Annotated in this window: 26 protein-coding genes; 10 read left to right on the plus strand and 16 right to left on the minus strand. The window is 53.2% G+C overall.

The genetic code is table 11. The annotated features are described in order from the left end of the window. Window positions 1-36: 36 nt before the first annotated feature. A complete protein-coding gene (locus MRBBS_RS14750; protein ID WP_014872365.1) occupies window positions 37-417 on the minus strand; it encodes a DUF2237 family protein in 381 nt (126 codons plus the stop codon). Between the two features lie 360 nt (window positions 418-777). Between MRBBS_RS14750 and MRBBS_RS14755 the strand changes: the two genes are divergently transcribed. The 3 genes from MRBBS_RS14755 (at window position 778) to MRBBS_RS14765 (ending at window position 3,949) form a co-directional block, all read left to right on the plus strand. Further along, on the plus strand, window positions 778-1,746 hold the full coding sequence (locus tag MRBBS_RS14755) for an ABC transporter substrate-binding protein (RefSeq protein ID WP_014872366.1): 969 nt from the start codon (window positions 778-780) through the stop codon (window positions 1,744-1,746). A gap of 101 nt (window positions 1,747-1,847) precedes the next feature. Then, window positions 1,848-2,879 (plus strand): ABC transporter permease, encoded by a 1,032-nt coding sequence (locus MRBBS_RS14760; RefSeq protein ID WP_014872367.1) that lies wholly within the window; start codon window positions 1,848-1,850, stop codon window positions 2,877-2,879. Window positions 2,880-2,890: 11 nt separating this feature from the next. Next, window positions 2,891-3,949 (plus strand): betaine/proline/choline family ABC transporter ATP-binding protein, encoded by a 1,059-nt coding sequence (locus tag MRBBS_RS14765; protein WP_014872368.1) that lies wholly within the window; start codon window positions 2,891-2,893, stop codon window positions 3,947-3,949. 95 nt (window positions 3,950-4,044) lie between these two features. On the opposite strand, the gene MRBBS_RS14770 is transcribed toward MRBBS_RS14765, so the two are convergent. The 12 genes from MRBBS_RS14770 to tkt form a co-directional block, all read right to left on the minus strand. After that, a complete protein-coding gene (locus MRBBS_RS14770) occupies window positions 4,045-5,106 on the minus strand; it encodes an alcohol dehydrogenase family protein (RefSeq protein WP_227497527.1) in 1,062 nt (353 codons plus the stop codon). A gap of 115 nt (window positions 5,107-5,221) precedes the next feature. After that, window positions 5,222-5,707: an acyl-CoA thioesterase gene (locus tag MRBBS_RS14775; protein ID WP_014872370.1), complete on the minus strand. Its 486-nt coding sequence runs from the start codon at window positions 5,705-5,707 to the stop codon at window positions 5,222-5,224. A 60-nt stretch (window positions 5,708-5,767) separates the two neighbouring features. Beyond that, window positions 5,768-6,016, minus strand: coding sequence for a DUF3297 family protein (locus MRBBS_RS14780; RefSeq protein WP_014872371.1), 249 nt, complete (start codon window positions 6,014-6,016; stop codon window positions 5,768-5,770). Window positions 6,017-6,409: 393 nt separating this feature from the next. After that, window positions 6,410-7,510 carry a mandelate racemase/muconate lactonizing enzyme family protein gene (locus MRBBS_RS14790; RefSeq protein ID WP_014872372.1) on the minus strand — a complete coding sequence of 367 codons (1,101 nt, stop codon included), beginning with the start codon at window positions 7,508-7,510 and terminating at the stop codon, window positions 6,410-6,412. A 422-nt stretch (window positions 7,511-7,932) separates the two neighbouring features. Further along, complete coding sequence (locus MRBBS_RS20365; protein WP_083847066.1) at window positions 7,933-8,346, minus strand: excalibur calcium-binding domain-containing protein; 414 nt, start codon at window positions 8,344-8,346, stop codon at window positions 7,933-7,935. Between the two features lie 390 nt (window positions 8,347-8,736). Further along, window positions 8,737-9,369, minus strand: a complete 633-nt coding sequence (locus MRBBS_RS18705; RefSeq protein WP_050996654.1) for a cysteine hydrolase family protein — start codon at window positions 9,367-9,369, stop codon at window positions 8,737-8,739. Beyond that, window positions 9,362-9,994 carry a cysteine hydrolase family protein gene (locus MRBBS_RS14800; RefSeq protein ID WP_014872373.1) on the minus strand — a complete coding sequence of 211 codons (633 nt, stop codon included), beginning with the start codon at window positions 9,992-9,994 and terminating at the stop codon, window positions 9,362-9,364. The genes MRBBS_RS18705 and MRBBS_RS14800 overlap by 8 nt, the downstream gene beginning before the upstream one ends. 145 nt (window positions 9,995-10,139) lie before the next feature. Further along, a complete protein-coding gene (locus MRBBS_RS14805) occupies window positions 10,140-10,871 on the minus strand; it encodes a lysophospholipid acyltransferase family protein (RefSeq protein ID WP_014872374.1) in 732 nt (243 codons plus the stop codon). 496 nt (window positions 10,872-11,367) lie between these two features. Next, entirely contained in the window at window positions 11,368-12,432 is a 1,065-nt protein-coding gene (gene fba, locus MRBBS_RS14810; RefSeq protein ID WP_014872375.1) for a class II fructose-bisphosphate aldolase, read from the minus strand. Window positions 12,433-12,474: 42 nt separating this feature from the next. Continuing rightward, a complete protein-coding gene (locus MRBBS_RS14815) occupies window positions 12,475-13,641 on the minus strand; it encodes a phosphoglycerate kinase (RefSeq protein WP_014872376.1) in 1,167 nt (388 codons plus the stop codon). A 64-nt stretch (window positions 13,642-13,705) separates the two neighbouring features. After that, a complete protein-coding gene (locus MRBBS_RS14820) occupies window positions 13,706-14,737 on the minus strand; it encodes a type I glyceraldehyde-3-phosphate dehydrogenase (protein ID WP_014872377.1) in 1,032 nt (343 codons plus the stop codon). Beyond that, complete coding sequence (gene tkt, locus MRBBS_RS14825; protein ID WP_041635659.1) at window positions 14,737-16,737, minus strand: transketolase; 2,001 nt, start codon at window positions 16,735-16,737, stop codon at window positions 14,737-14,739. Before tkt ends, MRBBS_RS14820 begins: the two co-directional genes overlap by 1 nt. A 225-nt stretch (window positions 16,738-16,962) precedes the next feature. On the opposite strand from tkt, the gene MRBBS_RS14830 reads away from it, so the two are divergent. The 7 genes from MRBBS_RS14830 to MRBBS_RS14860 all read left to right on the plus strand — a co-directional run bounded on the left by MRBBS_RS14830 (window position 16,963) and on the right by MRBBS_RS14860 (window position 24,293). Beyond that, a complete protein-coding gene (locus MRBBS_RS14830) occupies window positions 16,963-17,964 on the plus strand; it encodes a metalloregulator ArsR/SmtB family transcription factor (protein WP_014872379.1) in 1,002 nt (333 codons plus the stop codon). Between the two features lie 155 nt (window positions 17,965-18,119). Beyond that, on the plus strand, window positions 18,120-19,310 hold the full coding sequence (metK, locus tag MRBBS_RS14835; RefSeq protein WP_014872380.1) for a methionine adenosyltransferase: 1,191 nt from the start codon (window positions 18,120-18,122) through the stop codon (window positions 19,308-19,310). A 26-nt stretch (window positions 19,311-19,336) separates the two neighbouring features. Then, window positions 19,337-20,731 (plus strand): adenosylhomocysteinase, encoded by a 1,395-nt coding sequence (gene ahcY, locus MRBBS_RS14840; protein WP_014872381.1) that lies wholly within the window; start codon window positions 19,337-19,339, stop codon window positions 20,729-20,731. A gap of 110 nt (window positions 20,732-20,841) precedes the next feature. Next, entirely contained in the window at window positions 20,842-21,711 is an 870-nt protein-coding gene (metF, locus tag MRBBS_RS14845; protein ID WP_041635660.1) for a methylenetetrahydrofolate reductase [NAD(P)H], read from the plus strand. A 306-nt stretch (window positions 21,712-22,017) separates the two neighbouring features. Further along, window positions 22,018-22,776, plus strand: a complete 759-nt coding sequence (locus MRBBS_RS14850) for a transporter substrate-binding domain-containing protein (RefSeq protein WP_014872383.1) — start codon at window positions 22,018-22,020, stop codon at window positions 22,774-22,776. An 85-nt stretch (window positions 22,777-22,861) separates the two neighbouring features. Continuing rightward, complete coding sequence (locus MRBBS_RS14855; protein WP_007349565.1) at window positions 22,862-23,533, plus strand: amino acid ABC transporter permease; 672 nt, start codon at window positions 22,862-22,864, stop codon at window positions 23,531-23,533. Window positions 23,534-23,546: 13 nt separating this feature from the next. Further along, entirely contained in the window at window positions 23,547-24,293 is a 747-nt protein-coding gene (locus tag MRBBS_RS14860) for an amino acid ABC transporter ATP-binding protein (RefSeq protein ID WP_014872384.1), read from the plus strand. A 121-nt stretch (window positions 24,294-24,414) separates the two neighbouring features. Here the strand turns inward: MRBBS_RS14860 and MRBBS_RS19180 are convergent, their stop codons facing one another. From MRBBS_RS19180 to MRBBS_RS14875, 3 genes are all read right to left on the minus strand, one after another. Beyond that, entirely contained in the window at window positions 24,415-24,618 is a 204-nt protein-coding gene (locus tag MRBBS_RS19180) for a PAAR domain-containing protein (RefSeq protein WP_014872385.1), read from the minus strand. A gap of 243 nt (window positions 24,619-24,861) precedes the next feature. Further along, window positions 24,862-25,248 (minus strand): DUF6632 domain-containing protein, encoded by a 387-nt coding sequence (locus tag MRBBS_RS14870; protein WP_014872386.1) that lies wholly within the window; start codon window positions 25,246-25,248, stop codon window positions 24,862-24,864. Next, on the minus strand, window positions 25,241-25,810 hold the full coding sequence (locus MRBBS_RS14875; RefSeq protein ID WP_014872387.1) for an OsmC family protein: 570 nt from the start codon (window positions 25,808-25,810) through the stop codon (window positions 25,241-25,243). The genes MRBBS_RS14870 and MRBBS_RS14875 overlap by 8 nt, the downstream gene beginning before the upstream one ends. Window positions 25,811-25,840: the final 30 nt, after the last annotated feature.

Raw genomic sequence — 25,840 nt, forward strand, 5'->3', positions numbered from 1 at the left:
TGGAGGGCGATCTAAAGCCCTCCCCGCTATGTGTCACTAACTCAGATCCACAGAATGCTTCTTCAAGTCCGCCAGGTCACAAACCTCCAGCGCGGCTCGATGCGTCGCCTTGAGCCGAACCCGGGGTGCACAGCCCGCATCCAACGCTTCACGCCAACGGCCAGCGCACAGGCACCAGCCGTCTCCAGCTTTTAAACCCGGGAAGCCGAACTCCGGGCGGGCTTCGGTTAGATCGTTACCCCGGCTGCGGGAAAACGCCAGGAAATCATCAGTCACTACCGCACATACCGTATGGTTGCCCATGTCCTCGGGCCCCGTATTGCAGCAACCGTCACGGAAAAAACCGGTCACCGGATCTTTGCCGCAGACTTCCAATGGTTCACCAATTACGTTGGTGGGTTTTTTCTTTGCCAGCATGCTGGGTTGCTCCTTATATAGAGAATAAACGTGGCGACTAATATACCCCATTGACGGTTTTTCAGAGGCACGAAAAGGAACGGGTCTGTCATTGCTTATTAAACTATCACAGAAAATAAATCTCTTCTGGTTTCTGAAAAATACGACCGCAATGTGGAGTTTTTAGCGAGCTTCAAAATTAATCACTTGTAACTCCTACCCAAACCATTACCCTAGTAGCTACGTATTAACCGAGGTCTCAACGTTTGCACTGCCTTTCAAATACGCTTTCAAAGCGCCAAATCATCTCTCGAGAAGTCTTCAGGACTCCCTCAGCGGGTCCTGTGCCCTGCGCGCTCAAACCCAAATGGAGTATTAATCATGCGTAAACTAACGCCAGTGGCGCTTTTGTGCGCCCTATCTGCACCCTCGCTCGCTGCCGCTGAATGCGGTGAAGTATCCATCACTCAGATGAGCTGGGCCTCGAACGCCGTCGTAACCGGCGTCGCCACTTTTATTATGGAACAAGGCTACGGCTGTGACGTAACCGTGATTCCTTCGGACACCGTTCCTGCCGTCACATCGGTCGCTGAAAATGGCGAACCGGACATCGTGACCGAGCTGTGGCTAAACTCTGCCGGCGAAGCGTACCTGCGACTGGAAGAGCAAGGCAAAATCAAGCGCGTGGCCGAAGTACTGGACCCAGGTGGTATTGAGGGCTGGTGGATTCCCACGTATCTGGCCGAGAAACACCCGGAACTGAAAACCATCGAAGGCATCATGGCAAATCCGGAACTGGTAGACAGCCGCTTTAACAACTGCCCGAGTGGTTGGGGCTGCCGTGTTGTCAGTGACAACCTGGTCCGCGCTCTTGATCTCAAAGCGTCAGGTATCACGGTATTCGATCACGGTTCCGGTGAAACCCTGGCGACGTCTATGGCTTCTGCGGTTCAGAGCGAAGAGCCCTGGTTCGGTTACTACTGGGGCCCGACTGTACCACTCGGCAAGTACGACATGACTCGGGTTAAAATTGGCGATTACAAGCCAGACGTTCATACCCGTAACCAGACCCAAATGGCCGAAAATCCCGGTGTTTCTGAGTTCCCCGCTGCCACCATTCTGACCGCAGTCACCACCAGTTTCGGTGAGCGCGAGCCAGAAGTGGTTGAGATGCTGGGCAACATGACCTTCAAAACCAGCACCATGAGTGCCCTGCTGGCTTGGATGGATGAAAACAACGCCTCCGCCGAAGAGGCTGCCGTTTACTTCCTGAGTAACAATACCGATGAGTGGTCTAGCTGGCTGAATGCTTCAGCCACCGAGCAACTCGCCAACGTGCTTGGCCAGTAGACGTTATCAAGAAGAGCCGGTTCGCCGGCTCTTCTTTTATAGATCTAATAAAAATCACACCGAATACCCCATTCTGAATGCGCAAGGAATATTGAACGCTCATGGCAACCTATGACTTCCTATTTTCATCGCTTGGACTCACGGAGTGGTGCGCTGAAGGCAAGAGCGACGCGCCCATGTCGATGGCCGCACTACTCAACAAATCCAAAGGTACGGAAGCCGAGCAATCCCTTTGGGACGTGCCGTTTCCATCCATGGATGCACTCAATGACTCCTGCGCAGCCTTCCCTCAGTCCCGGGAATTAACCCAAGGGCTGGAGCAAGGTTTTCTTGCCGTCAAAGACAATCTCAGTATTGTGCTGGACCCCATTACGCAGCCCTTGAGTTGGGCCCTTGATGGCACTCTTTACGGCATGATCACGACGCCCTGGTGGATCGTTATTCCGATTCTGCTGGCGGTTGTTCTGCTTGTCACCAAATCCTGGAAGCTGGTCGGCTTCGTGGCTGGCAGCCTGTGCCTGCTTGCCTTCATCGACTACTACATATACGCCATGCAAACACTGGCGATTATATTTGTCTGCGCGTTCATCTGTGTGCTGCTGGGCGTGCCCATTGGTATCGCCATGTCCCGAAATAACATGATGCAGAGGCTGACGATCCCGGTACTCGACATGCTGCAGACCCTGCCGCCTTTTGTGTATCTGATCCCGCTGATTTTTCTATTCAGCGTGACCGAGTCCAAACTGTACGGCATCGCAATCATTCTTTACGCCATTGTGCCCGTTATACGCATGACCAACCTGGGTATCCGGCTGGTAGACCCAGACGTGATTGAAGCGGCGAATGCCTTCGGCATGACCAGCCGGCAAAAGCTGTACAAGGTACAGATTCCGCTGGCGCTGCCTAACATCATGGCAGGGGTAAACCAGACCATCATGATGAGCCTGGCCATGGTTGTTATTGCCTCCTTGGTGTCGGCGCCCGGCCTTGGCGTGCTGGTACTCCAGGGCATACGCAATCTGGAACTCGGTGTTGGCCTGGTAGCGGGTCTTGGCATTGTTATTCTGGCGGTCATTCTGGACCGGGTAACCAAAGCATCGCTAGCGCGTATTAACGCCTCGCAAAAACAGTAAGGAAGCGCATTGTGGATCGGGACATCAAAATTTCAATCCGGAACCTGTACAAGATTTTCGGCCCTACTCCCGACGTTGCCCTTGAGTACGTAAAACAAGGCATGGGAAAGGCCGAACTTCTCGAAAAGCATCAGCACGTGCTGGGCCTTCAGGATATCAACGTGGATATGCGCGAGGGCCATGTAACCGTCATCATGGGGCTGTCGGGATCTGGCAAGTCCACGCTCATTCGGCATCTCAACCGGTTGATTGAACCCACCGGCGGTGAAATCGCAGTCGATGGCGAGAACGTGCTGGCGTTTGACGAAGACCAGTTGCGCAACCTGCGCAGGGAACGCATGTCGATGGTGTTCCAGAAATTCGCGCTGCTGCCGCACAAAACCGTTCTTGAAAACGCCGGGATGGCGCTTTCCGTGCGCGGCCATAAAATTGAGGACTTCGAAGCAGAAGCCAAAAAATGGATCGCCCGCGTGGGTCTGGAAGGCAACGAATACCAGTACCCGCACCAACTGTCTGGTGGTATGCAACAGCGCGTTGGTATCGCCCGGGCACTGACCTCTAACTCACCGATCATGCTGATGGACGAGGCCTTCTCGGCGCTGGATCCGCTGATACGGTCAGACATGCAAGACCTGCTGCTGGAGCTTCAGGACGAGTTGCATAAGACCATCGTTTTCATCACCCACGATCTGGATGAGTCACTGAAACTGGCAGACCACCTGGTCATACTTAAGGAAGGTTATATTGTTCAACAGGGTGAGCCGCAAGAAATACTGATGCACCCGAACGATCCTTACATCGTCAACTTTATCAGCGACATCAATCGTGCCCGAGTGCTGCGGGTTCGGTCCATCATGAAGAAAACCACGGAAGCGCCTGACAACGTGGCCGGCGATATCGGTGAAAGAGACAACCTGGAATCGGTGATTGCGCTGTCTGGAGGCGACACCAGCCTCACCTATCGGGTGGTTCGAAAAGGTAAGCAGGTCGGGGTTCTGGAAGTCCAGGATCTGTTCAAGGCTCTGGTGCCTACCGAAAGCCCGGAAGGTGACACCCGCTCGCATTATTGAAAGAACGAAAACCGGGGCAGGTCTGATCTTCAGAATCAGGCCTACCCGGCTTTTAATCATGTGACCGGATTTACTGTGCCATGACCGTTTCCAGCCTAAGGTATCAGAACAAATTTACCCACATGCTTTTTCATAAGAAACTCCGCTTGAGCTTCCGCAATGGCAGACAAGGGGAAGGTCTTCGCTAGAATCGGCTGAATCTCACCTTGCTCGATGTAGCTCACAATATTGGGAAAAACCACTTCGTCCCAAGCCGTTGTTCCCATTAGAGTGATGTCTTTTAAATACATATCACGCATATCAAGGTCAACAACAGGCCCGGCAATAGCACCTGATGAAACAAGCCGCCCGCCTCGTTTCAATAGTTTGAGCATGGTAGGAAATCCACTCCCGGCCACGTTATCCACAACAACATCTACAGATTGCTCCCCGAGCTCTGCGAGCAGATCAGCGGATCTTCCTAACAGGATGTCGGCACCGATCTGAGCCACTTTTTCGTGCTTGTTTTCACCCGCAATGGCGATAACTTTTGCGCCCCTGCGCTTTGCAAGCTGCACGGCCGCAGAGCCCACGCCGCCTGACGCCCCCACCACCAAAATCGTTTCACCTGGCCTCAAATTGGCCCTATGAAGCATGTTCTCAGCCGTTCCGTAGGCACAGGGAATGGTTCCAAGTTCGGCATCCGTCCACTCACACGTCACTGGAAACACTTCACTTGCCCAGATTTTTACATATTGGGCAAATGCACCATCAAAATCAGACCCCATCCAGATATTATCGAGGGAGCTAAAACCGTGTTCGCGAATACACGGGCGGATAAGGACACGCTTGTTGATGAGGCTTTTGTCGCCATCAGCGCCCACATTGACCACAAGGCCACAGCAATCTGTGCCCTGAATAAGCGGAAAAGGCGTCTGATTATTCCAGCCACCGTCACTCTTTGGCGCAGCCGGCGCGGCCTTTGCTTCCGATGCGTCATTCGTAGAATCGTTAACCGAAGAGGAATACCAACCCAGTCGCGTATTGATCTCTGTGTTGTTAACGCCTGCGGCCAAAACTTTCACCAGCACTTCGCCTGGCCCGATTTCAGGGACCGGCACGTCTTTGCATACCAGCTTTTCATAGCCACCATTACCGGTGGTGACGATGGCTTTCATTAACGTTTGGGTCATGGCTGTTAGCTTCCATTTACTGAATGCAATGGCATAGTGAATTTAGCCAAGTGATGGAAGCTGCACCCTTGTTGGCCAAAAATCTATCCAGCGAGTTCCGCTACGTGCCTGGACGATGAAGTGCCTTATAACGCTCCTCTAACTCAGCACGAATCGCACGGCGCTCCTGGCCGTTCGCAAATCGCCTGATTTGATCATCAGTGAGGGGTTCCAGTTTGGGCACTTCGACGGATTTTCCATTTTCATCCACCGCCACCATCGTGAAAAAGCAGCTGTTGGTATGTCTGACCAGCTTTTCACGGATGTTCTCCGTGATCACCTTAATACCCACCTCCATGGACGTGCGCCCGGTGTAATTAACGCTGGCCAGAAAGGTCACCAACTCGCCCACATGAACGGGTTGAAGAAACATAACCTGGTCTACGGACAGAGTAACGACATAAGCACCTGCATACCGGCTGGCGCAGGCATAAGCCACTTCATCAAGATGCTTAAGCAAGGTACCACCGTGCACATTGCCGGAAAAGTTGGCCACATCCGGCGTCATCAAAACGGTCATGGTCAGTGTTGCAGATCCGGGTTCCATAGCGCGCTCTTTGTTATCGGGCCTTTCAGTGTATGCGTAGAACGCAGGTCTTGGAACTGACTAGAGGTAGAAGGCTTCAACAGTGCCTTTTAACGTGATCATCAAAGGCTGGCCACGACGATCCAATGCTTTCGGCGACTGGATTTTTATCCAACCTTCGCTGACGCAATATTCATCGACATCTTTACGCTCTTTGCCATTCAGCCGAATGCCGATGGGGTGTTCGAAAACCTCTTCCGAATGGTGTGGGCTACGAGGATTGCCCGCAAGACGGTCTGGCAAGGTTGGTTTTGAGTTTTCGTCGCTCATATTTATGACCTGAAGTATTTGAAAGGTGTGCCATTGTAGATAATGCGCGGCTCCTGCTCAAGAAGCGCACTAACAACCGCCCTGCCAGCTTAGTTGTCCAGTGCCGGTGCCGCCAGGCCAATGACTTAATGCTGTCATACACCCATGATGAGATATCCCCCTAAATTAGAAAATGACGCAAGGGATAGCCAAAAGATGGGGATCAACATGTCACTCAAAACCCAATTCCTTAAGCGAGAAAAGCTTAGCTCGGCCGAGATTAGTCGACCCGCAATGATCGAGCGAAGTAAATGCAAAGCGAATAGTAAGCAGGTGGCTGCACCAGCCTTAAAACAAGGCGACCGGCTTGTTGTGAACGGATATTCAGGTAACTTTGTCTTAGAGGTCGCCTGATTACTTATACACGTCAAGCAGCGTCAGCTTCTCAAAATCTGGAACCACACCCAACCCCGGGCGATCACTGAGGATCATCCGGCCGGAACACACTTCAGGCGCTCCCGTTGCCAATTGGGAGGTATTGTAATTGTGAAGATCGGTTGTCGTCAGCAACGCTTTTGCCGGGGTGCTGGCCGCCAGATGCGCATAAGCGGCTGTGGCTATACCACTGCCCCAGGCATCTTCAATGGTCATTGCTATGCCAGCATCTACGCACACGTCCCGAATGACCCGTGATGGTGTCAAACCGCCAACCCGACTGATTTTCAGGGCCATGGCGTCCATCGCATCGTCACGCAAGGCCCGCTGCACATCGGCCAGGCAGTTCAGGCTTTCGTCCAGTTTAACCGGGTGGCGGATTCGACGGCGAACCGACAGGCACTCCTCATAGCTGTAACAGGGCTGTTCAAGATAGATCTCCAAATCTTCAAGCGCCCGCGAGAATCGCACGGCTTCATCCTGGCGCCAGGCCCGGTTGATGTCGCACATCCAAAGCTCGTCTGCAGGTTTTGCCTTGCTCAGAGTGCGAACCAGATCGATATCTTCCTCAACACTATGCCCCAGCTTGATCTGAAACCGGCGAAAGCCTTCTGATCGAAACTGACGCAAAGATTCTTCCATCTGATCCGATTCCGCCAACGGGACATTTCGGTGCAGCGGCATAGACGGCGAGAGCAGCCCGCCGAGCAAAGCGTAGACTGGCAGCCCAGCATGCTTGCCCAACAAATCCCAGCAGGCAATATCAATGGCCGCCTTTGCAACCGCATGCCCGGTCAGCGCCTGGTTCATGCACTCGTGAATACGCGTGGTGTGCGTGGGATCCTCACCTATCACACTGGGCGCCAGCAGCGACAGGCAAGAGGGAATCCCCTCCGAAAAGGCCGCCATATAGTTAGGGCCGCAGGGGCAGGCTTCACCGTAGCCATGCAGCCCCGTATCCGTGGTCACCACCACCACTGTACTGGTAAACACCTGATGCGATCTTCCTCCCGCAAAGGCATAAGCCTTACCCGTGTAGGTTAAATCGGCCGTATACACAGCAATACTCTCAATACGCATTTCGCGCCTCCTCGTCCTGTAGCATTCATTTTGTCTTCAGCATAGTCGACACAGGCTTATAGCCCCGAGATTTCCTTACCTGAATCCGTGGTTTCGCATGGCCCTGGTGGGTCATTGCCTGAACAGGCAAAAGCGTAAGTTTAAAGTAGAGAAATCGAGGTAAACTGTAAAGACCAGACTCACTGTGGAATTACCGGACGCTTACCGAAAACTGACAAAAAGGCGCAGCGGCCTGGCCATTCCCTGGCACCTTCCGTGGTTTTAGTTGAGGCTGGATAGATTGAAACGATTACAACGAAATGGCAAGGCAGAGGCAAAACGCAAGACCTGACCCCGGGACCCTCATTCGCCAACTCAGCCTCAACGTAGGAGGCAATACGCTGTGAATAAGTACGTTTCATCAAGACCTCCATTCACTCACACTAAAATCGGAAATCATTTTCACACGGGATTCCGTCGTGATCCCCATCCATTTTAATGTTTGGACAATTTTTGACAAAATACTCAGCTTCAGCTCTTGAGTTCATTTGACTGCAGTGTTGCCTGCCATCACATTTAAAACTTGAATTTTTTTGGTTACTGCTCTGGTTAGCGCTTACGGCTCCACTAGAAACGATTGTTAATGAGCCTTTAACGGACTCTCGCCTTTCACATACAGTTCCTTGAGGCACGCTGCCGTATAAAACTCTACCGTCTTTCGTGATGCACTTTAGTTGTTCACCAGATCCAGAGTAAGTCTCCGAGTTTTGCATGAACGGCAAATCATTTTGTTGGTATAAAGAGTTTCCATACCACCCAGCAACCACAACTATGGCAAGTATGAAGATTTTGTTCATTGCGGTGATGTTTTTCCCTTTTCAGTTGATCCTAACGAGGCTGTAGAATAACTATAGAGCCTTGTTACAATGATGCTCCTATGTAAAATCTAGACGTTTTTTCGATGATAAGTGCTCCAGATTTTTAAAATAGGCGCGATTTTTAGATTACTTATTGACCAATTCCAGATCCAAAAAAGCCTCCGACCTTTTTCTACTGCATTAAATAAATTTGTCCCGGTTTTCGTTATGAATCAAAGGGTGCCTCTTTTGGCGAAGCCGATATTCCACAACCACCTAGGAGCAGTCTGACGTATTCAGTATCCGACCAAAGGGATGTGTCTGCGGCATCGCTTTGCTCCTCTTGCGGAGTTACTGATGCGTGTCCACTAAACCGGGGGAAGTGCACCGTCAGATTGATGGCTTTGTTATAAGCGCTAACCTTTTAAAGTCAGATAAGTTAACCACTGTTTGAACAAAGCGAGGAAAGGTTACTTGAGTTGAAAATTGCTTCTCCTGTATTGTAGCGGCAGATGTACAGTCGCTAATAATAGTCACGTGGTAGCCTAGTTCAACCCCATCTCTGGCGCTGGAATCTAAAGTGATATTGGCGAGTGGCCCAGCGAAAATAAGATGTTCGATACCTGTGCTTTTTAAGTGTGAATTTAGGTTGGTTTCGACAAAGGCGCTCAGTTTATTCCTTGATTGAATTACAACATCACTGTCTTGTAGGGCCAGTTTTTCTGGCACATCGAATCCGTTTTTTGTGGCCGTAAGCTGATGTTGCATTTGTAATTGCGCGGGTGTGGGAAATGGGTTCTCAGCATTTGATCCGTATGGGGCGTAGATAACTTGAAAGCCGTGCTGGCGAGCAAAGGTAATTAGGTTTTCCAGCTTCGTTATCAATTCTAGGGGGGATGTTAGAAATGCGTTTTGTACGTTGACCAAAACCACCGCCGTGCTAATGACCGGATATTGCTCATATTTTCTCATTTGATATTTAGCAATCATTAGTACAATGCTATTTAGGATTCGATTAAGCATATTGAGACTCCTGCGCTAAAGTGCGAATGAGTTTTTCGGTGGTAGTTACAATATGACCAATATGAGGGTAGCTAAACTCTACAGCGGCCTGATGATCCTTTGGGGTCCAAGAGGCTACAGCATCGGTTACAAGTGTGACGTGATAATTAAGATCCACAGCACTTCGAGCGGTCGATTCGATACAAGTATTAGATAACAGACCCACTATAATCAGGTGGCTAATACCTTTTTCCTGTAGCTTTTCGTGTAAATCAGTATCGCCAAAACCGCTGGTACATGCATGTTCACTGGCAATGACATCTTCAGATTCCGGAACAAAATCAGGGTGAAATTCACTGCCAAATGAATCAGCTTTGAATGTTTTCGCAAACTTTATCCCTGCTTGCGAAGGAGACAGGTATTTAAGGTCATCATAATTACCCGGGCGGTATTTAAGATGCATTGCATAAAAAATCGGTAGCCCCTGATCACGGCCAGTCTTTATGATATTTTTTAGATTCTCGATAAGGTTCACTTGTTTAGCAACAGTGCGCAACAAGGGCCAAGCTTGGCCGCGTGAAGAGAGAAAATCCTTATAAGGATCAACTAGCAAAATAGCCGTTTGACTTTCGGGATAAATGCTCATGACTTCTTTTGCTCTTGATTAAATTAAGTTCTAGATATCTAAATTCTATTCAGAATCTGGAGCATGTAGGTTTACTTATAACGCCTAGGTTAAGCGGCCGGACTGGCGCGCGAAGCGCGGCGGGACGGTCGGCTTGAACCGTTTTTTAGGTGACAGACTCACGATCGTTGACCCATCGTGAATGCTCCTTCTCACCCACTATCCGTAGGTGCTCAAGCAGTGAATGTCGATCCTCGTATGTCATGCCAGTGGTTGGTATCGGGGCCAAATACCTCATAATGATTTTCCCCGGGCGGATTTTCCAGGCTCCGGGCGGCATACATTGTCGGCTACCCGCTATATAAACTGGGCATAACGGGACCTGGGCACTGATTGCCATGACAACGGGCCCTTTCTTGTAGGGGCTCAGGCTGCCGTCGACACTGCGTTTTCCTTCAGCAGACAAGTAGACCAGGCCGCCATTTGCAGCGTACTTCGCCGCCTTCTCAATCTGGCGTTTTGATTGAGAAGGATTCTGGCGAACAATGACCCAGCCGAGAATAAACGAGACCCAGCCGAAAAATGGAATTAGCGCATACTCGATGTTCCAGATTGCGTTGACCGGCTTGTCCCAGACCGCGAACCCTACCGTGGGGTCAATAATGCTCTGTTGTGTCAGCCCGACGATTATCCCGCCCTGCTGCAGTTCCTCGGGCCCGATGTCGTACTGCACTTCGAACGATATGCCAAATATGGACAGAAACGCCTGGTTCCAAGCCCGCACCATGCGCCTACCTAGCCGGTCGGAAAAAGGGGCAATAACCAATGCGCCTCCCAAAAGAGGCGCCATCAGCGCAAGTACCAGTGCGTACCGAGCAATTTGTGAGGCCGTATCCATGATTGTCACCTAACAGTGATTAAATAGAACGCTTCGTTATTGTGAAAAACTGACCTCTGTAAAACACCCATAACACCAAATAGAGAGCTTCATTTTTCCTATAAAAAACATAACACTACAGCGATAAGACTGAAAGGCGCCCTGTAACAGCGTGACCGCTTCATTATTGCAATAACGAAGCATGCTCTATCCTTCTCATCTCAAGCCCCCACCTTTGGGCAGAATTTCAGGCAAGCTCACCACGAATCACAAAAAAAAATCAACGGCCAAAGACGTAGTTGCTACAGGATGCGCAAAGCCAAGAGAAAACAGGATCAATATAGAAGAACTCATCGGCCATCATCCTTAACAAGTGGATGCGTACGTCGTACTAATACGTACACACTAGACCCTTTTTGGCCTTATAACTTCCCCCAAATGATCAAAAAGCGCAAAAAAAAGCCCCCGGCACTCACCGAAGGCTTTTCATCAAAACACTGCCTACCTCAACACCAAATTACCGCACCTTAGGATCCAGCTCCCCACGATCGTAAGCCTCATACATCCGTTCAAGATTAATAGGCTTAATCTTGCTGGCATTACCCGCGCTGCCGAAGGCTTCATAACGCGCTATACAAATATCTGACATGGCCACCATGGTGGCTTTCAGGAATTTGCGTGGGTCGAATTCGGCTGGGTTTTCGGCCAGGAAGCGGCGCACGGCGCCGGTGCTTGCCAGGCGCAGGTCGGTGTCTATGTTGACTTTACGCACGCCGTGTTTGATGCCTTCCACAATTTCTTCGACCGGTACGCCATAGGTTTCGGGGATTTGGCCGCCGTATTGGTTGATGATTTTCAGCCATTCCTGGGGTACAGAGCTAGAGCCGTGCATCACCAGGTGGGTGTCTGGAATGCGTTTGTGAATGGCTTTGATTCGCCCAATATCCAGGGTGTCGCCGGTGGGTGGGCGGCTGAATTTGTAAGCGCCGTGGCTGGTGCCGATGGCAATGGCCAGTGCGTCTACGTGGGTCTTTTTCACGAAGTCGGCGGCTTCTTCAGGGTCGGTCAGCATCTGGCTCATGTCCAGAGTGCCTTCGGCGCCTATTCCGTCTTCTTCGCCGGCTTGGCCGGTTTCCAGGGAGCCCAGGCAACCCAGTTCGCCTTCTACCGATACACCACAGGCGTGGGCCATTTCTACTACGCGGCGGGTAACGTCTACGTTGTATTCGTAGTCCGTCGGTGTTTTACCGTCTTCACCCAGGGAGCCGTCCATCATCACCGAGCTGAAGCCCAGTTGAATGGAGCGCTGGCACACGGCGGGGCTGGTGCCGTGGTCTTGGTGCATAACCACGGGGATGTGCGGGAACTCTTCAATGGCCGCCAGAATCATACGGCGCAGGAAGGGGGCTCCAGCGTACTTGCGGGCGCCGGCCGAAGCCTGAACAATCACCGGTGAGTCGGTTTTGTCTGCCGCTTCCATGATGGCCCGCATTTGTTCCAGGTTGTTCACGTTAAAGGCTGGCACACCGTAACCATGCTCGGCGGCGTGGTCCAGCATTTGCCGCATCGAAATCAGGGCCATTAGGTTGTCTCCTTAAAAATTGTACGATTGGTTAAATGCGTTTTACGCGCCACGCTCTTCCAGCATGGCGACTGCGGGCAGGGTTTTGCCTTCTACGAATTCAAGAAAAGCACCCCCACCGGTTGAGATATAGGAAATTTTCTCATTTACACCGTACTTGTCAATGGCTGCCACGGTATCGCCGCCGCCGGCGAGTGAAAATGCGGCGCTGTCAGCAATGGCGTGAGCCAGCACTTTGGTGCCGTTTTCAAACGGGTCGAATTCAAATACACCCACCGGGCCGTTCCATAAGATGGTTTTGGCGTTTTTCAGCAGATCGGCAAACTGGCCTGCTGTTTCAGGGCCTACGTCCAGAATCATGTCGTTTTCAGTGACGTCTGAAATATTGCGAATGGTGGCGGTCGCGGTTTCAGAGAATTCGCTGGCAACCACTACGTCAACCGGTAGCGGAATTTCAACGCGTGAGGCGATGTCTTTGGCGGCGTCTATCAGGTCGTGCTCGCACAGTGACTTGCCTACGGGGTAGCCTGCGGCTGCCAGGAAGGTGTTGGCAATACCACCGCCCACAATAATCTGGTCGCAGACTTTTTCCAGTGCGTTAAGTACGTCCAGTTTGGTAGAGACTTTAGAGCCACCAACAATGGCAACCACGGGCCGGGCCGGGTTATTCAGGGCTTTACCCAAGGCTTCCAGCTCACCCGCCAGCAGCGGGCCGGCACAGGCTTCGGGGGCAAACTTGCCGACGCCGTGGGTAGAAGCCTGGGCGCGGTGTGCGGTACCGAAGGCGTCCATCACGTAAATATCGCAAAGCGCAGCGTATTGTTTGGCCAGGGCTTCGTCGTCTTTCTTTTCGCCTTTATTGAAGCGCACGTTCTCGAACAGCACTACGTCGCCGTCGGCCAGGTGTAGGTCTTCGCCGTTCAGGTAGTCTTTGATCAGGCGTACGTTCTGGCCCAAGGCTTCACTCAGGTGCTCGGCCACGGGCTCAAGGGAAGCGGCTTGGTCATACACGCCTTCTTCCGGACGGCCCAGGTGCGACATCAGCATGACTTTGGCGCCGGCGCTTGCGGCCGCTTTAATGGTCGGCAGCGCGGCGCGGATGCGGGCGTCGCTGGTAATGCTGCCGTTTTTCAGCGGTACGTTCAGGTCTTCGCGAATCAGTACGCGCTTTCCTGCCAGATTCAGGTTGGTCATTTTTTTGATGGCCATACTCTTTTTCCCTTGAACGCTTCGTCAGCGTCAAATGTAATCAGATTTTAAATCGGAAGATACGTCAGCTCACCGCCAGCCAGTGCCGGCTGACGTCCAGCATGCGGTTGGCAAAGCCCCATTCGTTATCAAACCAGCACAGCACTTTCACCATTGTTTCCCCGGTAACCCGGGTTTGGCCACCATCGACCACGCCGGAACGGGAGTCGTGATTAAAGTCGGAGCTTGCCAGCAGTTCGTTGGTGTAACCCAGTATGCCCATCAACGGTAAGGTGGTCGCCGCCCGTTGCAGTATGCCGTTAACGTCGGCGACGGTCACTGGCGTGCGCACGTTCAGCACCATATCAATGGCAGACACGTTTAGCGTGGGTACGCGCATGGCAACGGAACTGAAGCGGCCTTGCATGTGGGGCAGCAGGCGTTCAATGCCAAGGGCCAGCGCGGTGTCTACCGGCACGATGTTATGCAGCGCGCTGCGGGTGCGTCGCAAATCCTGATGGTGGTAAGCGTCAATCACTGGCTGGTCGTTCATTGCCGCGTGAATGGTGGTGGTGGTGCCTTGCTCTATGCCCAGCGCATCGTCCAGCACTTTGATCATCGGCACCAGGCAGTTGGTGGTGCAGGAACCGGCAGCCACAATGCGATCACTGTCTACCATTTCAAGATGATTGATGCCGTACACCACGGTGCGGTCAACATCGGCTTCGGCCGGCTGCGAAAACAGCAAACGCTTGGCGCCAGCGGCCAGGTGCTGTTCCGCCGTCGCGCGGTCAGAAAATGCACCGGAGCATTCCAATACCAGGTCGATGCCCATTTCTTTCCAGGGCAGTTCGGCCGGGTCGGTGCTGTTTAAAACGCGGATGACGTCGCCATTCACCCACAGGCTGTCACCTTCTACCGCCACCGTGCCTTGAAAGCGGCCGTGGGTGGAGTCATAGCGGGTTAAATGCGCGATGGTGTCGATGTCTGACAACTCGTTAATCGCGACCACCTGAAAGTGGTCGCGATAACCGTTTTCATACAGCGCCCGCAGCACGCACTGGCCGATGCGGCCGTAACCATTGATGGCGACGCGATAAAATGCGGGCTGGGGCATCAGGCTTCCAGTAGCTCGGCGGCCACATCCAGGACGTTATCGACGGTAAAGCCGAATTCCTTGAACAGCTCGCCAGCGGGAGCCGATTCACCAAAGGTGGTCATGCCCACAATGCGACCGTCCAAGCCAACGTACTTGAACCAGTAATCGGCAATGGAGGCTTCCACCGCGATGCGGTTGGTGACGTCCAGCGGCAATACCTGTTGCTTGTAGTCGGCGCTTTGCGCATCAAAGATGTCGGTCGATGGCATAGACACCACGCGAACGGCTTTGCCCTGCTCGCGCAGCTTGGCGGCTACTTCTTGCGCCAAGCCAACTTCGGAACCTGTTGCAATCAGAATAAGCTCTGGCGTGCCTTCACTGTCTGACAACACATAGGCACCGCGGGCAACGTCGGCCAGTTGTTGCGCAGAACGGTTTTGGTGGGGCAGGTTCTGGCGGCTGAATACCAACGCAGTGGGGCCATCGGTACGCTCAAGCGCGGCTTTCCAGGCAACGGCGGATTCTACTGCGTCGGCCGGGCGCCAGGTGCTCATGTTGGGCGTGGTGCGCAGGCTGGCCAGCTGTTCAACGGGCTGGTGCGTGGGGCCGTCTTCACCCAGGCCGATGGAGTCGTGGGTGAACACATAGATGGCGCGCTGTTTCATCAGTGCGGCCATACGCAGGGCGTTGCGGCAGTATTCCATGAAGATCAGGAAGGTAGCGCCGTAGGGTACGAATCCGCCGTGCAGGGTCAGGCCGTTCATGATGGCCGCCATGCCGAACTCGCGCACGCCGTAATTAATGTAGTTGCCGCTGGCATCTTCTTTGGTGACGGTGTTGCAGCCACTCCAGAGGGTCAGGTTGGAACCGGCCAGGTCGGCAGAGCCGCCCAACAGTTCCGGCAGCATTGGGCCATAGGCGTTCAAGCTGTTCTGGGACGCCTTACGGCTGGCGATGGTTTCGCCTTTGTCCTGAACGCTCTGGATGTAAGCCTGGGCTTTTGCAGAGAAGTCGGCGGGCAAATCACCAGCCATGCGGCGCTTGAACTCGGCGGCCAGTTCCGGCTCGGCTTTCTGATACGCGGCGAAGGTGTCGTTCCAGGCGCTTTCGGCGTTATGGCCTTTTTCTTTTCCGTTCCACTGGGCGTAAATGTCGTCCGGCACTTCAAAGGCGCCGTGTTTCCAGCCCAGTGCTTCGCGGGTCAGAGCGATTTCGTCTTCGCCCAGCGGTGCGCCGTGGGCCGATTCGCTGCCCTGCTTGTTGGGCGAGCCAAAACCAATCACGGTTTTACAGCAAATCAGCGTGGGCTGCTCGGTGTTGGCGCGGGCCACCTCAATGGCCGCACTCAGGGCGTCGGCGTTGTGGCCGTCTACGTCGGCAATGACCTGCCAGCCGTAAGCTTCAAAGCGCTGCGGGGTATTGTCGGTAAACCAGCCGTCTACTTTGCCGTCAATGGAAATGCCGTTGTCGTCGTAAAAGCAGATCAGCTTGCCCAGCCCCAGCGTGCCAGCCAAAGACGACACTTCGTGGGAGATGCCTTCCATCAGGCAGCCATCGCCGACAAAGGTATAGGTGTAGTGGTCAACAATGTCGTGGCCCGGGCGGTTGAACTGCGCCGCCAGGGTTTTCTCAGCCAGGGCAAAACCCACGGCGTTTGCCAAACCCTGCCCCAAAGGCCCGGTGGTGGTTTCAACACCCGGGGTGTAGCCGTATTCCGGGTGGCCCGGGGTTTTGGAGTGCAGTTGGCGGAAGTTTTTGATGTCATCAATGGAAACGTCGTAACCGCTCAGGTGCAGTAAGGAGTACTGCAACATGGAACCGTGGCCGTTAGACAGTATAAAACGGTCGCGGTTGGCCCACTGCGGGTTGGCAGGATTGTGGCTTAGGTAATCATTCCACAGCACCTCGGCGATATCAGCCATGCCCATGGGCGCACCCGGATGGCCAGATTTGGCTTTCTGAACCGCATCCATGCTCAGCGCGCGAATGGCGTTGGCGAGATCTTTACGAGAGGACATCAAAATTTCTCCAATGTTTTTCAAGGAAGTAGGGACAAATCCCGTTCTACTGGCCGCACTTTGGTACTGCTTCGACAGCACGGCCACAGAGCGCTTAAAAATAAGGCGCATATTTTCGCCGATTACAGTGGGTGGGGGCAAATCGACTTTGCATTATAAAGCTATATCAAAAAACTTTGATATAGCGCTTGCCTGGTTTGGAAAAGCTCCTTACACTGCTGCCCTATGACAAACACCAGCACTGCTATTCCCGATACCGCTCCAGCGGACGCCCTGGCCACGATCTACAAAGCCAGCGGTGATCCTTTGCGCCTGGAAATTATGCGGGTATTACGGCGGGACACGTTTGGCGTGCTGGAGTTGAGCCAACTATTTGATATGCGCCAGTCGGGCATGAGCCATCACCTGAAGGTGATGCACAAGGCCGGCCTGGTAGAGCCACAGCGCGAAGGCAATTCTATTTTTTACCGCCGACCGTTAAACCTCACCGTGAACACACTGGCCGGACAGACCATTCGCCAGGTTTTCTCAACCGTTGATCAGGTGCCGCTGCACTTACATTTGCAGGAGAAAATCGACGTGATTCGCGGCCAGCGAGCCGATCAATCACAAATGTTTTTCTCCCGCCACGCGGGGCAATTCCGCGAGCAGCAGGAGTTAATTGCACCGTTCGAGCTTTACGCCAAGCCTGCGGCAAGACTGATTCGCCAACGTGCGCCTAAAAAAAACTGGCCAACCGCGCTGGAAATCGGCCCCGGGGATGGCAGCTTCTTGCCGGTGTTATCGCCACTGTGCCATCACTTGGTGGCGCTGGATAATAGCCGCGACATGCTGGCTAAAGCCCAGCAGACCTGTACCGATGAAAATCTGCATAACGTGGATTTGATTGAGGGCGTGACCGACACCCTACTGGCACGCGGCGATGGTTTTGACCTGATAGTGGCCAACATGGTGTTGCACCACGTACCTAGCCCTGCGGATATTTTTCTGGACGCCGCAGCCCTTATGAACAACGGCGCCTGCCTGATTATCAGCGAGCTGTGCCGCCACGACCAGATCTGGGCGCGGGAAAATTGCGGCGACTTGTGGCTGGGTTTTGAGCCTGAAGAATTAACCGCCTGGGCCGCTGCTGCGGGCCTGCAATCCCGCGAATGCATATTCATTGGCCTGCGCAACGGTTTTCAAGTGCAGGTTCGGGAGTTTTGGAAAACCACTGCAAAGCGGTAAACATTGGCCTTGCAGGAGACTGAACATGAATATCAAAAAAGTTTGATATAGGTGTAAGTGGTATTACGTATACCTAGTCAATCGTACCCTTTCGGACTGTTTACATATGTTTAGTCCGCTCATATTTTAGACCGCTCAAAAAGGAGCTACCGCTAATGTCTGACTACAATGTTTTCACCTCCGAATCCGTTTCGGAAGGCCATCCGGACAAACTGGCAGACCAGATTTCGGATGCTGTGCTAGACGCCATCCTCATTAAAGATCGGCACGCCCGTGTTGCCTGTGAAACCATGGTGAAAACCGGTGTAGCCATTATCGGTGGTGAAGTAACCACCAGCGCCTGGGTAGACCTGGAAGACCTGGTACGCGGCGTAATCAGAGACATCGGCTATACCTCGTCTGAGGTCGGTTTTGACGGCGGCACCTGCGGAATTATCAACATCATCGGCAAACAGTCGGTGGACATTGCCCAAGGTGTAGACCGCCAGAAACCAGAAGACCAGGGCGCCGGCGATCAGGGCCTGATGTTCGGCTACGCCAGCAATGAAACCGAAGTGCTGATGCCTGCCCCTATCACCTTCGCTCACCGTTTGGTAGAGCGCCAGGCCGAGGCCCGCAAAAACGGCATATTGCCGTGGTTGCGCCCAGACGCCAAGAGCCAGGTAACCTGCCGCTATGAAAATGGCAAGGTTGTGGGCATCGATGCGGTGGTGCTGTCTACCCAGCACGACCCAGACGTCAGCCAGGCCGATCTGAAAGAAGCGGCAATGGAAATGATTGTGAAGCACGCGTTGCCGGCAGAATTGCTGCACAAAGGCACCCAGTTCCACATCAATCCCACTGGCAAATTCGTGATCGGTGGCCCGGTCGGCGACTGTGGCCTGACCGGCCGTAAAATCATCGTAGACACCTACGGCGGCATGGCTCGCCACGGTGGCGGTGCCTTTTCCGGCAAAGATCCGTCAAAAGTGGACCGTTCCGCCGCTTACGCTGGCCGCTATGTGGCGAAGAATCTGGTGGCTGCCGGTTTAGCCGATAAATGCGAAATTCAAGTTTCTTACGCGATTGGTGTGGCACAACCCACGTCTATCTCCGTAAACACTTTCGGTACCGGCAAAATCAGCGATGACAAGATCGTTGAACTGATACGCCAGAACTTCGACCTGCGTCCTTACGCCATTACCAACATGCTGGACCTGCTGCACCCAATGTACCGGGCCACAGCAGCCTACGGTCATTTCGGCCGCAAGCCGCAACAAGTCACTGTAAATGGTGAAACATTCACCACATTTCCATGGGAAAAAACCGATCGCGCGGCAATCCTGAAAGACGCAGCTGGCATTTAATCGACAATGAACTGGAGAACACCTGAATGAGCACTCCCGCAGAAAAAATGAACGTCGTTGAAGACTTTAAAGTACGTGATATCTCGCTGGCCGCATGGGGCCGTAAGGAAATCAACATCGCCGAAGGCGAAATGCCGGCGCTGATGGCGCTGCGCAAACGGTACAAAGCTGAACAGCCTTTGGCTGGCGCTAACGTGGCTGGTTGCATCCACATGACCATTCAAACAGCCGTGCTGATTGAAACCCTGATTGAACTGGGTGCCAACGTACGCTGGTCGTCGTGCAACATTTTCTCTACCCAGGATCAGGCTGCTGCAGCCGTTGCCGCCGTAGGCGTTCCGGTGTTTGCCTGGAAAGGCGAGACCGACGACGAATTTGAGTGGTGCCTGCATCAAACCGTAGGCGCAGACGTGGAAGGCTGGTCGCCCAACATGATTCTGGATGACGGCGGTGATTTGACCGCATTGCTGCACAAAGAATACCCGGCAATTCTGGCCAACTGCCACGGCGTGACCGAAGAAACCACCACCGGTGTATACCGCCTTCAGGAAATGCTGCGCGACGGCACCCTGAAGATTCCGGCCATCAACGTGAATGATTCCGTCACCAAGGCCAAGAACGACAACAAATACGGTTGCCGTCACAGCCTGAACGACGCCATCAAACGCGCCACCGACCACCTGCTGTCTGGTAAGAAAGCACTGGTTATCGGTTACGGCGATGTGGGTAAGGGTTCTGCTGCTTCCTTGAACCAGGAAGGCATGATTGTGAAAGTCACCGAAGCCGACCCCATTTGTGCCATGCAGGCGTGCATGGACGGTTTTGAAGTGGTTTCACCGTACATCAACGGCGAGAACGACGGCACCGAAGCCTGCATAGACAAAGCCCTGCTGTCTAAAATCGACATTCTGGTGACCAGTACCGGTAACTTCAACGTGTGCGACTCCAACATGCTGAAGGCTCTGAGGTCTGGTGCGGTTGTGTGCAACATCGGTCACTTCGATAACGAAATTGACACCGCGTACATGCGTAAGAACTGGGAATGGGACGAAGTTAAGCCGCAGGTTCACATTGTGTACCGCAACAAAGCGGCCAACGACCACTTGCTTCTGCTGTCTGAAGGCCGCCTGGTGAATCTGGGTAACGCAACCGGTCACCCGTCGCGCATTATGGACGGTTCTTTCGCCAACCAGGTGCTGGCTCAGATGTACCTGTTTGAGCGCAAGTTTGCTGAGCTGCCGGAAGAAGCCCGCGCTAAGGGTGTGTATGTGCAGGTTCTACCCAAGCACCTGGATGAAGAAGTGGCTCGTGCCATGGTCGAAGGCTTTGGTGGCGTGATCACCAAGATGACCCAAAAGCAGGCCGACTACCTTGGTGTTCCGGTGGAAGGCCCGTACAAGCCGGAAAGCTACAAGTACTAGGCATAAAGGCTATCTACAAGTACTTGTATAAGCACTAAGCCGCCACGGCGGATGTGATCACGGGCCAGCTTCGGCTGGCCCGGTTCCAACCCTACATTCTGGACATCAACATGGAATCCCAAAAACAATTTAAGCGGCGGTTCAGTTTTGAGTTCTTCCCGCCCAAGACCGAACAGGGCAAAATAAAGCTTCAAGGCGTTCGCGACGAACTGGCAGCCGTAAATCCGGATTTCTTTTCAGTGACGTTTGGTGCCGGTGGTTCAACCCGTGACCGCACACTGGAAACCGTTTTTAGCCTGCACCAACAGGGCATCTCAGCCGCCCCGCATTTGTCTTGCGTCGGTGGCACCCGGGCAGAAATCAAAGAACTGCTCGACACCTACAAAGAAAACGGCATTAACCGAATTGTGGCGCTTCGCGGCGACCTGCCCTCAGGAATGGGCGCAGCCGGTGAATTGCGCTACGCCAGCGAGTTGGTGAGCTTTATTCGCGAGCACAGCGGCGATTATTTCAATCTGGAAGTGGCCGCTTACCCAGAGTTTCATCCTCAGGCCCGCAGCGCCGAGGAAGACCTGAAGAACTTCGCCCGCAAGGTAGAAGCCGGCGCCAACAGCGCTATTACCCAATATTTCTTCAACGCCGACAGCTATTTTTATTTTATTGACCGGCTTGAAAAATCAGGCATTACCATCCCGGTCGTTCCCGGCATTATGCCCATCGTTAATTTCTCCAGCCTGGTGCGTTTTTCCGACATGTGCGGCGCAGAAATTCCACGCTGGGTTCGCAAGCAGTTAGAAGCTTACGGCGACGACAGCGAGAGCATTCGCCAGTTCGGCGAGGAAGTGGTTACCCGTATGTGTGAAAAACTGTTGCAAGCTGGCGCGCCCGGTTTGCACTTTTACACGTTGAACCAGGTTGAACCTAGCCTCGGAATTTGGAAAAATCTTGGCTTGGGTGAGCGCAAAAAAATACCGTTTTAACCGACAAAAACACCCGTAAGAGCTTATAACCATTTGCTAACACGGGTGTTTTTTTTGCTTCGAAAAAGCCTTTGCGAGTGTCACGCATTTGATTTTGCACCACAGTCTGCGTAATAGTCTAAAATGTACTTACTGCAGTTCGGAGCAACACTTTCAACACAACTTTCAACACAACTCTCAACGTAGCTCTAAACGCAATCCATAACACAGCCCCGACAATTCGCTCCGGTTATTCCCTGCCGTTATCGGCGAGGAAAGCCGTTCATATTGCGACAGTCGGGGTTCTATAAAAACCAAGGAGAAAACATGAGCACAAAATGGCTAAAAACACTGACTGCTGGTCTGGTTCTGACCGCAGCAGCTGGTACCGTGAGCGCAGAAAAACTGAAAATTGCGACCGACCCCAGCTTTGTACCCTTCGAAATGCTGGACATAGAAACCGGTGAAATGATCGGTTTCGACATGGAAATCATCGCCGAAGTTGCCAAACGGGCTGGCTTTGAATACGACATGAACACCATGGATTTCAACGGCATTATTCCGGCCCTGCAGACTGGTAGTATCGATATTGCTATTGCGGGCATTACCATCACGGAAGCTCGCGAGAAAATCGTCGACTTCTCTGACCCGTACTACGATTCAGGCCTACGCCTGCTGGTGCGCGTTGATAACAACGACATTCTGGAATTCAAAGATCTTGAAGGCAAAAAGATCGGCTCTAAAATCGGCAGCACCAGCTACGACTACCTGACCGGCAATCTGGAAGATAACGCTGGCGTAACGCCCTACCCGGGCAGCGCAGATATGTACCTGGCGCTGATGTCTCGCTCTGTTGATGCTGTGTTCTACGACGCCCCCAACGTGGCCTATTTCGCCCGTACCAAAGGCGAAGGCAAAGTGAAAACCGTTGGTGCCCTGTATGAAGGTCAGCAGTATGGTATTGCCCTGAAGGCCGGCAGCGAATGGGTAGACGAAGTGAACGCTGCTCTGGCAGAAATCCACGAAGACGGCACCTACAAAACCATTTATGAAACATGGTTTGGCTCTCTGCCCGACGCTGAGTAAGCTCGGAATTTAACGATCTGATCTATTGCACCGGGGCCACGAGCCCCGGTGTTTTATCTCGCTAACTCCTGCGGAGACATTCACTGTGGAATCACAGTTCCAATTTGACTGGCAAGCCGCCATAGATTCCATACCCTTCCTGGCGAAGGGTATTCCTTACACCTTGATGATTTCGTTCGGCGGCCTCGTTATCGGTTTTCTGCTGGGCATTTTGTTTGGCCTGTTGAGCATTAACAAACACTGGTATTTCCGCTGGCCCGCAACGACTTATATTGAAATATTCCGCGGCACGCCCATTCTGGTGCAGGTGCTGTTCATATTTTACGGTTTACCCGATCTTGTTGGCGGCCCGATTGATCCGCTTGTCGCCGGTATTGCGGCCATCGCCCTGAACTCGGGTGCCTATATTTCTGAAGTGGTTCGTGGTGGTGTGCAGTCTATTGACCGCGGCCAAACCGAAGCTGGCCTGTCGTTAGGCCTGTCCCGTACCCAGAGTTTCTGGTCGATTGTGTGGCCCCAGGCGTTTCGCCGGATGATTCCACCCCTCGGTAACCAGGCCATCGTCAGCATTAAAGACACCTCGCTATTTTCTGTTATCGGCGTGGGTGAACTGGTTCGTCAGGGCCAGGTGTACATTGCCAATACCTTCACCGCCTTTGAGGTGTATTTTGTAGTGGCCCTTATGTACCTTGCTATAACCCTGTCACTGTCTATGGTTCTGCGCTATATGGAAAAGCGCGGCCGGGCCTCTGTGTGAAGGAAACTGACTGATGACTCATATTGTGCAGCTCAAACGCATGAACAAGTACTTCGGCAAGCTTCACGTGCTGAAAGATATTGATCTGGCCGTAGAGGCCGGCGAAGTGGTGGTGATTATCGGCGCTAGCGGCTCCGGTAAATCCACCTTGATCCGCTGCGTGAACGGTCTGGAAGAATACGAATCTGGCCACCTGGAAGTCGACGGCCATAAACTGGCGCCCAAAGGTGGCAACCAGGAATCCCTGGCTGAAATCCGCAAAGAAGTGGGCATGGTGTTCCAGCAGTTCAACCTGTTCCCTCACTTGTCGGTAAAGAAGAACATCATGCTGGCGCCCATGAAGGTTAAAAGTGCCGATAAAATCGTTGCGAATGCCACTGCAGATCGTTTGCTTGAGCGCGTTGGCATCAGCGATCAGGCCGACAAATTCCCCAGCCAGCTGTCTGGCGGCCAGCAGCAACGGGTAGCCATCGCCCGTGCCCTGGCGATGGAACCGCGGGTAATGCTGTTTGACGAGCCCACCTCGGCGCTAGACCCGGAAATGGTTGGCGAAGTGCTGGACGTTATGCGTGAACTGGCCAAAGAAGGCATGACTATGATGGTGGTGACCCACGAAATGGGCTTCGCCCGCGAAGTAGCCGACCGGGTGATTTACATCCACGAGGGCCAGATTGTGGAAGAAGGCAAACCCGACGACGTGTTCGACAACCCCCAGAACGAACGTACCCAAGCGTTTCTGTCACGGGTGCTGGCGCATTGATGGGTTGTTGACGTTGAGTTGAAAGGTTGAAGAATTGAAAAGCCAAAGAGTAACGACAAAGCCCCCGTATTCGGGGGCTTTGTCGTTTTAAGCCCTGGCCTCCCTGATTAAAGCCAGCGGGCTATTCCCCGATCACCACCGAACCAGACCCAATAGCCACGCCTCCACAGGAAATCGCGCTGCCCGTTACGGCCGCGGGACTTCCATTGATAACAACCGTGGACGAACCGCCAGCAATGGTACGGGGATGGGGAGAGTGCTTGGGTTTTGAGTGGGGCGCTAACGGGTCACCCAGGCGGGCAACGGGTTTGCCGTCAATAAACACATCGGGGGGAGCCGGCAATGACCGGTGTTGGCGGGAAACCTTCGTGGTCGGAGCCCAGGTCTCCGAGAAGTACCACTGCTTTGCTCATGTCGCATCCTTTGCGTTGAGTTCGTCCTTGTTGAATCATCGCCTGTGATCGGGCAATTCTCGCCCCGGCGATGAAGGGCTTATCTTATACCGCCGGCTCTCGCTGGCCAAATCACCTGAGTTCACAATGTGATGCGGTCGAGTGGCCAGTAGTTCTCAGCTAGCAGGGGCTCCTTTTGGCATGAGATACCAGAGGATAATCGCGACGAGAAACAGAGCAGGAATATCTCCTAACAGGTTCGCCCGTTCCGTCTCATCGACGATCGCTTGCACCAGCATAATTCCAGCGTGAACAATGCTCGACCAGATCGTAAACCATATTAGGCTTGCGTTGGCTAAGGGATTTTTCGCAGCCCGCACCAAGAAAATGCCCAGGACGGCATACATACCCATAATCATTTGCTCGTATTCGGATTGCTTTGGCGTCCAGCTCCAACCAGACGGCCATACCCACACCATCATTAAATAGATGCCTGCGATGAAGAAAATACCGATCACCACAAGGGCGACTTTTAGATACTTAAGCTTCAATTGGTCATGCATGAGATGTCTCCTGCTCAATGTGCCAGAGCGTCTTGACGTCGACTCCTCCCCGAAGGGTCTGCATGACGACACAGCAGGCCTCCGAACGCACCATCAAGGCTTTTAGTCTTTTTTCATCGGTACGCGTAGCAATCTGAAGCCACACATTGCAATCCATGCGCTGGAAACCTACCGGCACGGATGAGTCCACCATTAGGGTGCCCCGCGCGTCGCACTCTGCCCCAACCATAACCTCGAGGTCAGCGAGTTCGATCTCTAGCCACTGTGCGATCATGCGAGTGGTTGAATGCAGACATGCGGCGAGTGAGGCCGCGAGCAGATCACCCGGGTTCGGGGCATCGTGATAACCCCCAACCGCTTGATGGATACCTAAAGACCAGCGCTTTCCGGCGTTGTTTGCCGGTTCGATCTCACTGTGGAAGGGGTCAGCACTGCTTCCCATGACCGCCCGGGCTTCATCGCGAATCCAGGCGGCTTCGGGTTCTTTAAGATAGCGTTGCCGCAATGGGGTCTGGCGAGCTGCAACCAGCTTCGATTCGGTGTTCGTAGCATTGGTGTTCATGATTTAGCGCCTTCTGTTCGAAGAATGAGA

Source organism: Marinobacter sp. BSs20148, assembly GCF_000283275.1.
In the GTDB taxonomy this organism is placed as follows: domain Bacteria; phylum Pseudomonadota; class Gammaproteobacteria; order Pseudomonadales; family Oleiphilaceae; genus Marinobacter; species Marinobacter psychrophilus.

Coding starts and splice junctions, on each gene's coding strand:
- MRBBS_RS14750 (WP_014872365.1), bottom strand. CDS start 417: ATGCTGGCAAAGAAAAAACCCACCAACGTAATTGGTGAACCATTGGAA.
- MRBBS_RS14755 (WP_014872366.1), top strand. CDS start 778: ATGCGTAAACTAACGCCAGTGGCGCTTTTGTGCGCCCTATCTGCACCC.
- MRBBS_RS14760 (WP_014872367.1), top strand. CDS start 1,848: ATGGCAACCTATGACTTCCTATTTTCATCGCTTGGACTCACGGAGTGG.
- MRBBS_RS14770 (WP_227497527.1), bottom strand. CDS start 5,106: ATGAAAGCCATCGTCACCACCGGTAATGGTGGCTATGAAAAGCTGGTA.
- MRBBS_RS14775 (WP_014872370.1), bottom strand. CDS start 5,707: ATGGAACCCGGATCTGCAACACTGACCATGACCGTTTTGATGACGCCG.
- MRBBS_RS14780 (WP_014872371.1), bottom strand. CDS start 6,016: ATGAGCGACGAAAACTCAAAACCAACCTTGCCAGACCGTCTTGCGGGC.
- MRBBS_RS14790 (WP_014872372.1), bottom strand. CDS start 7,510: ATGCGTATTGAGAGTATTGCTGTGTATACGGCCGATTTAACCTACACG.
- MRBBS_RS20365 (WP_083847066.1), bottom strand. CDS start 8,346: ATGAACAAAATCTTCATACTTGCCATAGTTGTGGTTGCTGGGTGGTAT.
- MRBBS_RS18705 (WP_050996654.1), bottom strand. CDS start 9,369: ATGCTTAATCGAATCCTAAATAGCATTGTACTAATGATTGCTAAATAT.
- MRBBS_RS14800 (WP_014872373.1), bottom strand. CDS start 9,994: ATGAGCATTTATCCCGAAAGTCAAACGGCTATTTTGCTAGTTGATCCT.
- MRBBS_RS14805 (WP_014872374.1), bottom strand. CDS start 10,871: ATGGATACGGCCTCACAAATTGCTCGGTACGCACTGGTACTTGCGCTG.
- fba (WP_014872375.1), bottom strand. CDS start 12,432: ATGGCCCTGATTTCGATGCGGCAAATGCTGGACCACGCCGCCGAGCAT.
- MRBBS_RS14815 (WP_014872376.1), bottom strand. CDS start 13,641: ATGGCCATCAAAAAAATGACCAACCTGAATCTGGCAGGAAAGCGCGTA.
- MRBBS_RS14820 (WP_014872377.1), bottom strand. CDS start 14,737: ATGCCCCAGCCCGCATTTTATCGCGTCGCCATCAATGGTTACGGCCGC.
- tkt (WP_041635659.1), bottom strand. CDS start 16,737: ATGTCCTCTCGTAAAGATCTCGCCAACGCCATTCGCGCGCTGAGCATG.
- MRBBS_RS14830 (WP_014872379.1), top strand. CDS start 16,963: ATGACAAACACCAGCACTGCTATTCCCGATACCGCTCCAGCGGACGCC.
- metK (WP_014872380.1), top strand. CDS start 18,120: ATGTCTGACTACAATGTTTTCACCTCCGAATCCGTTTCGGAAGGCCAT.
- ahcY (WP_014872381.1), top strand. CDS start 19,337: ATGAGCACTCCCGCAGAAAAAATGAACGTCGTTGAAGACTTTAAAGTA.
- metF (WP_041635660.1), top strand. CDS start 20,842: ATGGAATCCCAAAAACAATTTAAGCGGCGGTTCAGTTTTGAGTTCTTC.
- MRBBS_RS14850 (WP_014872383.1), top strand. CDS start 22,018: ATGAGCACAAAATGGCTAAAAACACTGACTGCTGGTCTGGTTCTGACC.
- MRBBS_RS14860 (WP_014872384.1), top strand. CDS start 23,547: ATGACTCATATTGTGCAGCTCAAACGCATGAACAAGTACTTCGGCAAG.
- MRBBS_RS14870 (WP_014872386.1), bottom strand. CDS start 25,248: ATGCATGACCAATTGAAGCTTAAGTATCTAAAAGTCGCCCTTGTGGTG.
- MRBBS_RS14875 (WP_014872387.1), bottom strand. CDS start 25,810: ATGAACACCAATGCTACGAACACCGAATCGAAGCTGGTTGCAGCTCGC.